At 38.1% G+C, this 14,378-nt stretch carries 13 protein-coding genes and 1 pseudogene; 12 read left to right on the top strand and 2 right to left on the bottom strand.

Annotated elements, in window-relative coordinates; translation table 11 throughout:
- Positions 1-131 precede the first annotated feature (131 nt).
- Positions 132-2,105 (top strand): sensor domain-containing protein, encoded by a 1,974-nt coding sequence (locus LAV82_RS09655; protein ID WP_499715994.1) that lies wholly within the window; start codon positions 132-134, stop codon positions 2,103-2,105.
- Positions 2,106-2,127: 22 nt separating this feature from the next.
- Here LAV82_RS09655 and LAV82_RS09650 read toward each other — a convergent pair whose 3' ends face one another.
- Positions 2,128-2,442 (bottom strand): winged helix-turn-helix transcriptional regulator, encoded by a 315-nt coding sequence (locus tag LAV82_RS09650; RefSeq protein ID WP_013055757.1) that lies wholly within the window; start codon positions 2,440-2,442, stop codon positions 2,128-2,130.
- Positions 2,443-2,731: 289 nt separating this feature from the next.
- Between LAV82_RS09650 and LAV82_RS09645 the strand changes: the two genes are divergently transcribed.
- Together LAV82_RS09645 and gdh are read left to right on the top strand one after the other, a co-directional pair.
- Positions 2,732-3,583 (top strand): RhaT/GlcU family sugar-proton symporter, encoded by an 852-nt coding sequence (locus tag LAV82_RS09645; RefSeq protein ID WP_013055758.1) that lies wholly within the window; start codon positions 2,732-2,734, stop codon positions 3,581-3,583.
- Between the two features lie 62 nt (positions 3,584-3,645).
- Positions 3,646-4,431, top strand: coding sequence for a glucose 1-dehydrogenase (gene gdh, locus LAV82_RS09640; RefSeq protein ID WP_013055759.1), 786 nt, complete (start codon positions 3,646-3,648; stop codon positions 4,429-4,431).
- 157 nt (positions 4,432-4,588) lie between these two features.
- Here the strand turns inward: gdh and LAV82_RS09635 are convergent, their stop codons facing one another.
- A complete protein-coding gene (locus LAV82_RS09635; RefSeq protein ID WP_013055760.1) occupies positions 4,589-5,551 on the bottom strand; it encodes a bile acid:sodium symporter family protein in 963 nt (320 codons plus the stop codon).
- A gap of 201 nt (positions 5,552-5,752) precedes the next feature.
- Between LAV82_RS09635 and LAV82_RS09630 the strand changes: the two genes are divergently transcribed.
- From LAV82_RS09630 to LAV82_RS09590, 9 genes and pseudogenes are all read left to right on the top strand, one after another.
- The gene (locus LAV82_RS09630; protein WP_013055761.1) at positions 5,753-5,953 is read left to right on the top strand and encodes a DUF3311 domain-containing protein; all 201 of its coding nucleotides are present in this window, start codon (positions 5,753-5,755) and stop codon (positions 5,951-5,953) included.
- The gene (locus LAV82_RS09625) at positions 5,950-7,413 is read left to right on the top strand and encodes a sodium:solute symporter family protein (protein WP_098966248.1); all 1,464 of its coding nucleotides are present in this window, start codon (positions 5,950-5,952) and stop codon (positions 7,411-7,413) included. Before LAV82_RS09630 ends, LAV82_RS09625 begins: the two co-directional genes overlap by 4 nt.
- Before the next feature lie 85 nt (positions 7,414-7,498).
- Positions 7,499-7,753 carry a hypothetical protein gene (locus LAV82_RS09620; protein WP_328254995.1) on the top strand — a complete coding sequence of 85 codons (255 nt, stop codon included), beginning with the start codon at positions 7,499-7,501 and terminating at the stop codon, positions 7,751-7,753.
- 486 nt (positions 7,754-8,239) lie between these two features.
- Positions 8,240-9,547 carry a sensor histidine kinase gene (locus LAV82_RS09615; RefSeq protein WP_499715993.1) on the top strand — a complete coding sequence of 436 codons (1,308 nt, stop codon included), beginning with the start codon at positions 8,240-8,242 and terminating at the stop codon, positions 9,545-9,547.
- 1 nt (position 9,548) lies between these two features.
- Positions 9,549-10,472: a response regulator gene (locus tag LAV82_RS09610; RefSeq protein ID WP_034653912.1), complete on the top strand. Its 924-nt coding sequence runs from the start codon at positions 9,549-9,551 to the stop codon at positions 10,470-10,472.
- A 217-nt stretch (positions 10,473-10,689) separates the two neighbouring features.
- Positions 10,690-11,961 (top strand): cation:dicarboxylate symporter family transporter, encoded by a 1,272-nt coding sequence (locus tag LAV82_RS09605; protein ID WP_028407730.1) that lies wholly within the window; start codon positions 10,690-10,692, stop codon positions 11,959-11,961.
- 337 nt (positions 11,962-12,298) lie between these two features.
- Entirely contained in the window at positions 12,299-12,478 is a 180-nt protein-coding gene (locus tag LAV82_RS09600) for a YfhD family protein (RefSeq protein WP_013055768.1), read from the top strand.
- 463 nt (positions 12,479-12,941) lie between these two features.
- Positions 12,942-13,274 (top strand): annotated as a pseudogene (locus LAV82_RS09595) (C40 family peptidase); the annotation flags it as partial.
- Between the two features lie 196 nt (positions 13,275-13,470).
- Complete coding sequence (locus tag LAV82_RS09590) at positions 13,471-14,346, top strand: N-acetylmuramoyl-L-alanine amidase family protein (protein WP_499715991.1); 876 nt, start codon at positions 13,471-13,473, stop codon at positions 14,344-14,346.
- Positions 14,347-14,378 lie beyond the last annotated feature (32 nt).

Raw genomic sequence — 14,378 nt, 5'->3', positions numbered from 1 at the left:
TTATGTGATTTTGTGCGATTGTTAAAATATTTATGTGATAAAGAAGACGTGTTGGTTTGGAGTAATGAGTGAATTGCATATCAAAACAAGACGTTTAGTGAAATTCCAAAGGCAGATGGAGGATATTTAGTATGTATAGTGAAGGGGTATTCCAATTTTATTTTATGAATATGCCGCAGCCTGTGATTTTAATCCAGCAAGAAAGACATCAGCTATATTATAAAGAATGTAACAAAGCAGCTCAGCAATTCTTTGACAAAATGGAAGACAAGATAATCAATAAAGAAGAAAATCTGCTTTTTTACACACTTTGTGAAAAAGCCATTGCCACGAAAGAACCAATTCAATATCAATACATACAGCTTTTCCAGCCCGACCGGCATGCATATGAAGTAACATTTACCCCTCTTTTTAATCAAGCGACAACCCCTTCACATGTCCTTGTCATGGCTCAAGAAATTCATTATAAAAAAACGCAGGAAGAGAGCACGCGTTTACTCGATGCGTTTCTAGAAAACACGGTAGATGCCATTCTAATTGCTGATTGTGATGAGAAGGTCTTAACAGTCAATGGAGCATTTGAAAAGCTATTTCAGTGGAGAAAAGAAGAAGTTATAGGAAAAAGCCGTCAAGAGATGAACATCGTGTCAAAGAAAGAGGAAAAAGAAAACCTTAAATTAATAGAAGAATTAAAAAGTGGTAAGACGCTGCCTCCTTATGAAACAGTCAGGTACACAAAAAGCGGCGAAAGCGTGTGTGTATCTGTCAGCTGTTCACCGATTTATGACTATCAAAATCAACTGGTCGCCTATTCGGTGATTTACCGAGATATCACAGCTATTAAAAAATTAGAATTGGAGCTCATAAAAAGCAAGCAGTGGTACAAATCGCTATTTACAAACCACCACCACGCGGTTTGTATGCTGAATTTGGAAGGCACGATTTTAAATGTCAACAGCGCATTCTTAGAAACGCTGCAGCTTTCTGCAAGCGATGTGCTCCATCAAAATTACCGAGATATTGCTAAAAGACTGGGAGCCTGTAATTACAAACGCTGGAATGTATATGAAGAAATCAGCTACAGCACAGAGCTAACATTTCGTAGAAGTCAACATTCCGCACAGCACGTGTATATTACAACGATTCCTGTTAAAGTAAATAATCAAACAGTTGGCGCCTATGCCATCTTACACGATATTACGCCTCAAAAAGAAGCAGAAGAACAGCTGGCTTATACGCTGAAAGAACTTGAAAATATAAAATATGCGCTCGATGAATCAGCTAGCGTTATGATTATAAATGCAAGTGGAACTATTACCTATGTAAATGATATGTATGTACAGTATTCAGGTTATGAAAAAGAAGATTTATTGGGGAAGTATTATCGAGATGCAGGGCTTCATCATAACCACGATGAGCTGCTTGAAACAATAAAAAGCGGAAAGGTATGGCGAGGGCAGCTTGAAATGGGGACGAAGCATCATCAGTCATACTGGGTATCGAAAACAATTGTGCCCCTAAAAGATATAGATGGAAATATTACTCATTATGTATCTATTCATAATGATATTACTGAACAAAAAGCGCTAGAAAATAAACTTCATTTTGAAGCCACTCACGATAGTTTAACAGGTCTTCCCAATCGGGCGATGCTGTTAAAAGAGTTAAACAAAGTAATTGAAAAAGGGCAGCGGAAAAGCGATGAGTTTTTTGCGCTTTTGTTTCTCGACTGTGATAATTTTAAACAGATTAACGATGAATATGGCCATCATATAGGCGACGAATTTCTAAAAGCATACACGAAGAGATTAAAAAGCTGTGTACGGAAAGGCGATCGCATTTATCGTTTGGGCGGAGACGAGTTTATCATTATTTTAAACGTAACAAATGGAAGGGAAATTGAACAAATTGCTAGGCGGATTCATGTATCTCTTCAGCAAAGCTGGAATGTACGGGGCTATTGTTTGCGCACAACAACTACCATCGGCGTATCTATTTATCCAGAGGACGGGGAATCGGCTGCTTTATTATTAAAAAATGCAGATGATGCGTTATATAAAGGGAAAAGAGAAGGGAAAAATAATTATATCCTCTATCAAACGTAAAAAAGCCTCACTGGAGGCTTTTTTATTTTATCCATGTTTTTGCCCACTTACTGACGGGCCCTAAGATCATACCAAGCTCTGATCCTTTTTTGGTTAAGATATATTCAATGCGAACGGGACGTTCAGGAATAACGTGCCGGATCACAATTCCTTCTTCTTCTAACTCTTTCATTCGTTCGGTTAACATTCGTTTACTTAAAGAGGGAATGCTGCTGTGAATTTCACTAAAGCGTTTAGGACCGCTCATCAGGACATAAATAATTAACCCGTTCCATCTTTTTCCTATTATATCAAACGTTTTCCACACTTTTGGACATAACTCATCAAATTCATTCATTGATGTCACCTACTTTATCGTATATAGGATATTAAAAGTAACTCTTATAATGTTATTATATACTAGCATTTGGATAATGAAAAGGCTATCTTTTTTTATTTTCAAAACTTTCAGTAGCTTGGAAACGCTGTATTGTAAAGTTTTTAAAAAAAGTCACAGAATCGACATATTATTATTGACGTATCAAGAAAAAAGGTCTAAGATTGGTTACATAAAGTTACCTAGTTAAATAAAAGGTACTTTAAATTTACAATTACATCAAGAGTTTGAGAAAGAAGGTTAGTATCAAATGGATATCCTTTTGGCTATTCTTCCTGCGATTTTCTGGGGAAGTATTGTCCTGTTCAACGTTAAATTGGGCGGAGGTCCTTACAGTCAAACGCTTGGGACTACAATTGGTGCGCTGATCTTTTCAGCCGTTATTTACTTCGTAGTTCATCCAGTGTTGACGCCGCTTATTTTTATTGTCGGAATCGTTTCAGGATTATTTTGGGCAGTTGGGCAAAGTAATCAGTTGAAAACGATTGATTATATTGGTGTTTCAAAAACCATGCCAATTTCAACTGGTATGCAGCTTGTGACGACATCATTGTTTGGTGTTATCGTATTTCACGAGTGGTCAACAACAACAACCGTTATTTTAGGCGTGTTAGCTCTTATCTTTATTGTTATTGGTATTGTGTTAACATCACTAGAAAGCGAAAAAAACCCAGAGCAATCTGGACAATTCAAAAAAGGGATTATTACCCTTGTTATTTCAACAATTGGATACTTAGTGTATGTAGTTGTCGCTCGTTTATTTAATGTAGACGGATGGTCGGCGCTATTCCCACAAGCTATTGGTATGTTAATTGGGGGACTTATACTTACTTATAAACACAAACCGTTTAATAAATACGCAATTCGCAACATTATTCCAGGGCTGATTTGGGCAGCTGGTAATATGTTCTTATTTATTTCTCAACCTAAAGTAGGGGTTGCAACAAGCTTCTCATTATCACAAATGGGAATTGTTATTTCAACGCTTGGCGGTATCTTCTTATTAGGAGAAAAGAAAACAAAGCGTCAGCTTATTTCGATTACGATTGGTATTGTGCTCATCATTTTAGGTGGCGTATTCCTCGGAATGGCTAAAAGTTAACGTTTACGTAAAAGTTAATGATAGTATGTATGAATAAATGAAAACACTAGGAGGATTTTATTATGTATACAGATTTAAAAGATAAAGTAGTTGTAATTACAGGTGGATCAACAGGTTTAGGACGCGCAATGGCTGTTCGTTTCGGTCAAGAAGAAGCAAAAGTTGTTATTAACTATTACAACAATGAAGAAGAAGCTTTAGATGCGAAAAAAGAAGTAGAAGAAGCAGGCGGACAAGCAATCATCGTTCAAGGCGACGTAACAAAAGAAGAAGACGTTGTAAATCTTGTTCAAACAGCTATTAAAGAATTTGGTACATTAGACGTTATGATTAATAATGCTGGTGTTGAAAACCCAGTTCCTTCTCATGAGCTATCTCTAGATAACTGGAACAAAGTTATTGATACAAACTTAACAGGTGCATTCTTAGGAAGCCGTGAAGCAATTAAATATTTCGTTGAAAACGACATTAAAGGAAACGTTATTAACATGTCTAGCGTTCACGAAATGATTCCTTGGCCATTATTTGTTCACTACGCAGCAAGTAAAGGCGGTATGAAACTAATGACGGAAACATTAGCTCTTGAATATGCGCCAAAAGGTATCCGCGTAAATAACATTGGACCAGGTGCGATGAACACACCAATTAACGCAGAGAAATTTGCAGATCCTGTACAACGTGCAGACGTAGAAAGCATGATTCCAATGGGTTACATCGGTAAACCAGAAGAAGTAGCAGCAGTTGCAGCATTCTTAGCATCATCTCAAGCAAGCTATGTAACAGGTATTACATTATTTGCGGATGGCGGTATGACAAAATATCCTTCTTTCCAAGCAGGAAGAGGCTAATAGTTTTTAATCGATGTAGAAAAAAGAGACATGGCAAAATTGCCATGCCTTTTTTCTATACCTAAGAGAATTTCACCCCCCCTTTCTGGGGTAGTGAAATTCTCCTAGGTTAAACCTTTTAAAAGCTTTTTGTGCTTCCCTTATAAGTTTTATTGTATTAGCCAGCCATTTTTTTGTTAGAAGAAGGCTGGTTTTTGTCTTTTAGTTTGCTAAAGATAAAGGCTAGCACTGAGCCTGAGATGTTGTGCCAGACGCTGAAGATGGCGCTTGGGACAGCGGCTAGCGGCGAAAAGTGAGTGGAAGCGATAGTGACGCCGAGCCCTGAGTTTTGCATGCCAACTTCCATTGCCACTGCTTTTTGTTTGGCTAGATCCATTCCGCATAAGCGGGCAAAGAAGAAGCCGATTGTGAAACCTAGAATGTTGTGAAGAACAACTACGGCAAAAATGATACCGCCTGTTTTAGCAAGCTGTGCTTGGCTTCCTGCCACAACGGCGGATACAATCAAGACAATCGCGACTACTGAAACAAGGGGAAGGGCTTTGGAACTTGCTTCTGCAGCTTTTCCAAAAAACTTTTTGATCGTAAATCCAAGAGCAAGCGGAATGATGACAACTTGTATAATGGAAATAATAAGAGACATGATATCAATATCGACCCACTTGCTTGCAAATAATAAAATAAGAAGCGGTGTAACAATCGGTGCTAAAATGGTTGAAACAGAAGCGATAGCAACTGCGAGCGCAACGTTTCCTCGAGCCAAAAAGACCATTACGTTTGATGATGTGCCGCTTGGACAGCAGCCTACTAAAATAACGCCCACTGCTATTTCTTTTGGTAAATCTAAGCCAATCGCCAAACCGAATGCAAGAAGCGGCATAATGATAAAATGTCCCACCACGCCTAGTGCTACTTCTTTCGGTCTTCGAAATACTTCACTGAAATCAGACGCTGACAGCGTTAATCCCATTCCAAACATGACAATTCCTAAGAGCGGAACGATGTACTTTCCAATCCATACAAAGTGCTCTGGGAATGAGTAGGCAATAACGGAAATTAAAATAACCCAAAGCGTAAACGTTTTTCCTGCAAATGTACTGATTTTCTCTATTGTTTTCATCTGTACGATACCTCCTGCGAACTATAAGAAGAAATTATACTATTTATTCAGAAAAATGAAAACAGTATTTTTGTAAAATAGTACAGAATATTTTATCTTTTGGAGATTATTTCAGTTTAAATGCAAGCATTCCTTCATTGAATACACAGAATATGTGGTAATATAAAGAAGTTAGTTTTAGAAAGTCGGAGGAGTTTAGTCATGAAATTTATCTATATTTTGTCTGTCCTTCCGTTCGTAGGCATATTAGGTTTTCTCCCTTTTGTTAATCGAGTGACTCCATTTGTTCTCGGTATGCCGTTCAATATGTTTTGGATGGTGATATGGGTAGTGCTTACGTCCATTATTTTAGGGGTTATGTACAAGCTTGATCCCAGAAATCGGGAAGGGGAAGAAGAATGAATAGTGCACTTATTATTATTTTATTATTTTTAGTGGCAGCTATTTTTCTTGGCATACGATCAACCAAAGGCAAGGATATGAACTTGGAGCAGTGGACGGTAGGAGGACGCGGTTTCGGGGCTGTTTTAGTGTTTGTGCTGATGGCCGGGGAAATCTATACAACGTTTTCGTTTCTAGGCGGAAGCGGATGGGCTTATGGAAAAGGAGCTCCTGCACTTTATGTCTTAATTTATATTAGCTTATCATATGTCTTATCATACTGGCTTCTTCCTGTTATTTGGAAGTATGCAAGAGATCATAAGCTCGTTTCGCAGCCTGATTTTTTTGTAAGCAAATATAAAAGCCCTTATCTTGGTGTGCTTGTAGCTGCTGTAGGAGTGATTGCTGTCATACCTGTTATTGTTGTGCAGTTAAAAGGATTGGGGATTATTGTATCACAGGCATCATACGGCGCCATTTCAATGCCGGCAGCCATTTGGATGGGAGCTATCAGTTTAACGCTGTATGTTATGATATCCGGTATCCATGGTTCTGCATGGACGGCCGTTATTAAAGACATTATGATGCTTGCTGTCATTGGATTTTTAGGCATTTATTTACCTTTTCATTATTACGGAGGATACGGTCCGATGTTTGAAGCGGTGAATACAGCGAAGCCAGGGTTTTTAAAGTTTCCTGAGCAAGGATTAAGCGTCTCGTGGTTTATTTCGACCGTTATTTTACTAGTACTTGGTTTTTATATGTGGCCGCAGGTGTTTAGTTCAAGCTATACAGCGAAAAATGCAAAGGTATTTCGTAAAAATGCAATCATTAGTCCTCTTTATACGCTGATGCTGCTCTTTGTATTTTTTGTTGGATTTGCAGCTATTTTAAAAGTTCCTGGTTTAAGCGGAGGAGACGTGGATCTTGCGCTATTACGGATCTCAATCCAAACCTTTGATCCTTGGTTTATTGGAATTATAGGAGGAGCGGGTTTGCTGACAGCGCTTGTGCCGGGGTCGATGCTGTTAATGAGTGCGTCAACGCTGCTGGCTAAAAACATATACAAACCGTTTGCGCCTCAAGCAAGCGAAGCTCGTATTGCTCGTTTAGCGAAAAGTTTTGTACCGGTTGTGGCTCTCATTTCCGTTTACTTTACGCTAAACGGAGGAACGACGCTGTCAACAATTATTTTAATGGGCTATAGTCTAATGACACAGCTGTTTCCATCTCTGCTTTTCAGCTTGAAGAAAAATAACTTTGTAACGAAACAAGGAGCAGCGTGGGGGATTGTTGCTGGAATTATTGTAGTAGCCTATATTACAATCAGCGGATCTACTATTGGTACGTTATTTCCATCACTGCCTCAGCAAATGAAAGATATCAACGTCGGATTTATTGCGCTGCTTATCAACTTTATCGTAATGTGGGCAGTCAGTATGCTCACAAAGCAAAACGAGGCTGGGACAAAAGTATGTTAGACGAAGTGAAAAACGAACCATTGATCAACACGTTTGATTAGTGGTTCGTTTTTTTGTTAGGGTCAACGTTAGACCCTTCTAGCAGTTGATTGGAGGGCAAGACGAAGACTCCTGCGGGAAAAGCGGAACAGGTGAGACCCCACAGGAGCGCAAGCGACGAGGAGGCTCAGCAGCCGCCCGCGGAAAGCGAAGTCTTGCATGGAAATCAACTGCGGTGTCACAAGCGGTTCAGCTCATGTCATTATGTCTCAGTCTCGTTTTTTCTAATCAAACAGTAAAGAGCCAAAGGAATAGGACCATCCTTTGGCTCTTTACGTGGCTTTTAACCGGTAATTTGTAAAATTTCCTACATCAACTGATTTACGCTAAAGCGGGAACTCGGTCGTTATAGTAAATAACTTCCGATAGGATCTTACACCCTTTAATCTCCTGAAATGTCTTTTTCGCCTCTACCTCTGATTCAAATTCAAACATAGTCGGACTTTGGTTTTTCGAGTAAACGGTAATGATCCACATTGTAAAATAAGCTCCCCCTATAAAATAATAGTTTTCCTTTTTAGTGTAGCTATCAGGTGATGTAATAATAATTGAATAGTTGTGATACAGCCTCACATTTTAAAAGGTACTTCTACTATACAACAAAAATTACAAAATAAAACAAGAAAATCTAAAAAACTACAGAGAATAATGAAAGAGAATAAATAACCGTTTATATATGGGCTATATTTATAAATGGAAGTAGGAATGTAAAAAATATAGGGAAGAGCGATTGTCTTTTAGATTGCTAAACTATATACTTATGTTCAAAAAGTGCAGGAAGTGAACGATGAAAGTTGATACGGTAGTAAAAAAAGATGTTTTACTCATTCTGGTGATGATAGTCGTTGTGCCGCTAGCAGGAGAGCTTAAATATTATCCTTTTCATGATACGTATAGAGTTAGCTTTGCTGTGCCCATTTTTTTCTTTTCACTGCTGCTTTTAAGAAGAGTTTCTCCTGTTATACCAGGTATTTTAGTTGCTGGTGCTATAGTGGGTTTTCGGATGTGGCTTGATTGGTATAGCTACGAATCATTTGATTTTATTCATTCGTTGCAGATCAGGTGTTCAGCAGGGGTCTATTATCTCGTTTATGCAATTGCTTTTTCTTGGTTTAAAATTAACGATTTTCATTCAAAGCCGTGGATTATTGGCATATGGAGCATCATCATCGAAACGGTTTCAGGCGGGATGGAATTGTTTTTTATGTATGTAATGGTTCATCATCATATTGTGCTTCCAGAGTTCATGCAGATTTTTATTGTAGGCGTCTTTCGAAGTTTCTTTGTTTTATGCCTGTTTAGCATGATCAAACTTTACGAAGGGCAGCTGAGAGAACGACAAATCTCTCAAAAAAATGATCAGCTGCTTGTTGTGCTTTCAAATTTATATGAGGAATCCATTCATTTGAAAAAAACGCTGCAGGACGCTGAGAGAATTACGAAAAAGTCGTATGATTTGTATGAAGAATTACACGAAGCGGATATCCACCAGCTTAATTCACTGCACGATTTTAGCCAAAAAGCATTACAAATTGCAGGAGAAGTACATGATATTAAAAAAGACAACCAGCGGATATCAGCAGGACTGTCCAAGGTCATTACAAAAGAAGAATTTTCTGAGTATATGGAAATCGAAAGTCTGCTTCAAATCGTGATGCGCAGCAACGAAAAATATGCGGCGATGTTAGCAAAAGATATTCATTTTTCATATTCGATTCTAGGAGAGCATCCTCGCTATCACGTGTACTTGTTTTTATCATTAATTAATAACCTAGTAACGAATGCGGTCGAAGCGATTGAAAAAGAAGGCGCGATTATTATCGATGTATGTCGAGAAGAAGACCGCATTTTATTGTATGTAAGAGACAGCGGTCCCGGAGTGAAAAAAAGGCATGAACGTCTCATTTTTAAAGCGGGATTTACATCCAAATATGCAAAGGACGGAACGCCTTCTACGGGTCTTGGGCTTGTCTACGTTAAGCAAATGACCGAGCAACTGGGAGGGAATATTCAATTTGTTAATCTGTCTCCAAGCCCCGGTGTTCAATTTGCTATAGATTTACCTATTTCTACGTTAATGGGGGATAAGGACTAATATGCGATTTTATATCATAGATGATGACGAAGTCTTTCGTTCAATGTTAGCCGAAATTATTGAAGATAATGATCTAGGGGAGGTTATAGGAGAAGGAGAAGACGGGATCGTGTTAAACGATCAAGTTTCTTTATTGCAGCAGATCGATATTTTATTTATTGATTTATTAATGCCGATTCAAGACGGAATCGAAACCGTGCGCAAAATAAAGGATAGTTTTAAAGGGAAAATTATTATGATGTCACAGGTAGAAACGAAAGATTTGATTGGAAAAGCCTACTCGCTTGGCATTGAATACTATATCACGAAGCCGCTTAATCGTATGGAAGTGCTCATGGTCATTCAAAAAGTAATTGAACGAATTCATGTTCAACAATCAATGGAGAAAATTCAAGAATCGTTAAATACCGTACTTAATGTAGGCAATCAGCAAAAAACGCCTTCTTTTGGTAAAAAAGAAAGCGATCCGGCAGAAGCGTGCAGGTTTCTTTTAAGAGAACTGGGTATTTTAGGAGAAAGCGGAAGTAAAGATTTGATTGAAATCATCAATTACTTGCATCAAACGGAAAAAAGCACGATGTATGAACAGCATTTTCCGTCTCTCAAAGAAATATTTGAGAAAATTACTGTGAGAAAGCTTGGTTCATCTTTTTCAGAAGACGTGCTGCAAAAAGAAATGAAAGCAGCCGAGCAGCGAGTAAGAAGAGCCATTTATCAGTCTTTAAATCATTTGACCTCTCTTGGTATGGTTGACTTCTTTAATCCTAAATTTGAAAATTATGCTTCTAAGTTTTTCGATTTTTCAATGGTGCATCAGCGCATGAGAGATATAGAAAAAGGGACGGGAAAAAGCAGTACTCCGAGTCGTATAAACGTAAAAAAATTTATCCAAATGCTCTATTATGAAGTCAAACAAACGCTGTAGTAAAAAAAATTACAGCGTTTTCATTTTGTAATTTTCTAAAAACTTTTTGTTAGTTTCAGTAGGTTTTTGTTAGATTTTGTGATGCCTGTGATAATGTAATCTTATGAATAAAAGAACTACTTAATAAACAGTTCTTAATGGAATTGTATCTGTTGAATACATTAAGTGCAAATAAACAGCTTCAAGCTGTTAGAAAAAAGAAGGAAGGTGCAAAGATATGTTCAAAAAGCTTGGATTAGCAGGACAAATTCTAATTGGTTTGATTGCAGGTATTATTGTAGGGGCTATTTTTTACGGAAATCCTAAAGCAGTTGAGGTGCTCCAGCCAATTGGAGACGTATTCATTCATTTAATTAAAATGATCGTGGTGCCGATTGTTATATCTAGTATCATTGTGGGCGTTGCGGGTGTTGGTGATATTAAGAAGCTTGGTAAATTAGGCGGAAAAACAATTCTTTACTTTGAAATCATTACAACGGTTGCGATTGTTGTAGGCTTATTAGCAGCTAACTTGCTTCACCCTGGTACTGGTGTGGACCGCAGCGGTCTTGAAAAATCAGATATCAGCAGCTACACATCAACGGCAGAAGCTACGGAGCAAAAAGGATTTGTAGAAACATTTGTTCACATCGTTCCAACGAATGTATTTGAGTCAATTGCTGCAGGCGATATGCTGCCAATTATTTTCTTCTCGGTCCTATTTGGACTTGGAATTGCATCAATCGGCGAAAAAGGCAAGCCGGTTTTAAGATTCTTTGAAGGCACGGCAGAAGCGATGTTTTGGGTAACGAATTTAGTTATGAAGTTTGCACCGTTTGGCGTATTTGCATTAATCGGTGTAACCGTATCAAAATTTGGACTAGCGTCTCTGATTCCGCTTAGTAAGCTTGTAATTGTTGCTTACGGCACAATGATTTTCTTTGTATTAGTTGTACTAGGACTTGTAGCTAAATGGGCAGGTGTTAACATCTTCCACTTATTAAAAGTGCTAAAAGATGAACTGCTGCTGGCATTTTCAACTGCAAGTTCAGAAACAGTATTGCCGCGTATTATTGCGAAAATGGAAAAGTTCGGATGTCCTAAAGCCATTACATCTTTTGTTATTCCGACGGGATATTCGTTTAACTTAGACGGATCTACTCTTTATCAAGCGCTTGCTGCGATTTTTATCGCGCAAATGTACGGTATTGATATGAGCATCACACAGCAAATTTCACTGATATTAATTTTAATGGTTACATCTAAAGGAATTGCAGGAGTTCCGGGCGTATCGTTTGTTGTACTGCTTGCAACGCTTGGATCTGTAGGACTTCCGGTAGAAGGGCTTGCTTTTATCGCTGGAATCGACCGTTTGTTAGATATGGGACGTACAGCGGTAAACGTAATTGGAAACTCACTTGGTGCGATTGTCATTTCTAAGTGGGAAGGTCAATTTAATGATAAAGACAAGGAAGCTTATATTAACGAAGTAACAAAAAAAGTATCGTAACAACAAAGAGTCTGGGACAAAAGCATTGTAGTTGAAGAAAGATCCGAACGATTATTCGTTCGGATTTTTTTCATGTTGATGTAGATTTTATCTGTGCAGTTGCTTCTAGTTGTTGATTGGAGAGTAAGGCAAAGACTCCTGCGGAAAGCGAAATCTTGTATGGAAATCAACGGCCGTGCAACAAGTGATCCATACCAGCTCATTTATCCAATTTATTCGGCTTTAGATGGAATTTATTTAGTTATGTCTCAATCTTTTTTCGTTTGAATTTGCTTTGAAAAATTGGGAATAGTAACTAAAGATAAAAAACAAATGATTGATACAAGGAGGTCTCAACATGGGAAGAGCAAATAATCACAAATCATCACATAATAACAAAGGGTCACTGCCTCAAACACCAAAAGAGTTAAAAATTGCTCCGGATCAAGCAAATGAAGAATTTTCACGTGAGTTAGCGCAGCATCACGATGCTAAAGCGAAACAGGACTTAATTTTGAAACAGCAAAAAGAAAAGTAAGAGAAAAAGAGGTTGGACAAAAGTGTTTTAATTGAAGGGAAATCCGAACGATGAATGGAGATTCTTGATGGAGAATCCAACTCGTTCGGATTTTTTTGTGATGATGGTAAACGTAGGCTTCGGGTATGTAGTTGCTTCTAGCGGTTGATTTCGGTATGCCTCAATTTTTTCTATATATACCAGAAGATAAAAATACCTTAGTAACCATTTTGTAACATTATTTAATCATAGCGTAATAGTTTTTGAGGCTTTTTTCATTATAATTAAATCGAACATATTGAAAAATAAGTTCATAGAAACGTAACGTTCGGTTACATAATGGAGGAAAAAAATGAAAAAAGCCATCATTGGGTCTATAACGGCAGCGGCAGTCTTATTTAGTGGAGCCAGTCCGTTTATTGCACCTGCTCAAACAGTAGAAGCAGCGTCATATTCATACAAGGACACGGCTATTGCTACTGGTAAAAAATTAATTGGTGTTCCTTATAAATGGGGAGGTACAACAACAAAAGGTTTTGACTGCTCAGGATTTATTCAATACATTTTCAAAAAGGCTGGAAAAACACTTCCGCGCACAACGGAACAAATGTATCGAGTAGGGACCAGCGTTTCAAAAGCAAAGCTTCAAAAAGGAGATTTGGTTTTCTTTCAAACGTATAAAAAAGGTCCTTCACATGTAGGCGTGTACTTAGGAAATAATCAGTTTCTTCAAGCTTCTACGTCTAAAGGCGTGATGATTACATCTCTTAGCAACAGTTACTGGAAAGCACGTTATATTGGTGCAAAACGGATTTAACCATCCGTCATTTTTTTGAAAAACAACACTACATTATGTAGTGTTGTTTTTGTTTGCATATACATAACATATTGCCGATATTATTTTTTAACGTTTTATACAAAAAAATCCATATTCTATGAGATAATAACGTTAACACATTTTGTACTTTAACATAAGGAATATCCCACTCTATTCGAAAGTTTGGTGAGCGAAGATGAAGCGCTTAGTATGGAGTTATGGAATAGGTATTGTTGCAATAGTAGCAGTACTCTTATTTTTCTTTATGATGAAAGGTCAAACAGAGAAAGCCGTCGTTAGCGGAATTGTACCAAAAGCTCATGCGGAGGGAGAAAGAGTGAAGCAGCCCATCTCACAGTTCCGAGGAGTACAGCCTCATGAAGCAGATAATGAATTGAAAAATGTAAAAAACAACATGCCTGAAAAAGCGGATCCTCCTCCTTTTTTAGTCTACATTGACCCTGGTCATCAATCCCAGGCTAATCTAGAAAAGGAGCCAATCGGACCGGGATCAGCAGAAACGAAAATAAAAGTTTCCGGAGGCACATCAGGCGTTGTGACCAAGAAGCCGGAATACAAGCTAACGTTGGAAGCTTCTATGATATTAAAACAGCTGCTCGAAGAAAAAGGCATCACCGTAAAGCTTACTCGTAGTTCTGATAATGTAGATATCAGCAACCGGGAACGAGCGGAGCTTGCGAACAATTCAAAAGCTGATCTGCACGTACGTATACATGCAGATGGTTCTGAAAATGCTTCTGTAAAAGGATTTTCTGTACTTACTCCTGCAGAAGATAATTCGTATACAAAGTCTATTTATCAAAGCAGTCTGCAGGCATCTCAGGCTATTCTGACAGAGGTGAAAAAAGATCAGTTTGTCGAAGCAGACGGCATTCGCTATCGCAGTGATCTTTCAGGATTTAACTGGTCGACTGTACCCGTAACGCTAGTTGAACTGGGGTATATGACGAATCCAGAAGAAGACCGGAACCTGTCTGATCAGTCTTACCTTACAAAGCTGATGAATCATATTGCAGATGGTATAGCGGCATATGAAGAAATGAAAAAATAAAAGGTGAAAAGACCTATAAAAGCGTGTGACTA

The sequence above is a fragment of the Bacillus sp. ILBB4 genome (assembly GCF_035064545.1).
Taxonomy (GTDB): Bacteria; Bacillota; Bacilli; order Bacillales; family Bacillaceae_H; genus Priestia.
Note: the sequence above shows the minus strand (reverse complement) of the source record. Positions and strands in the feature narration are given on the sequence as shown.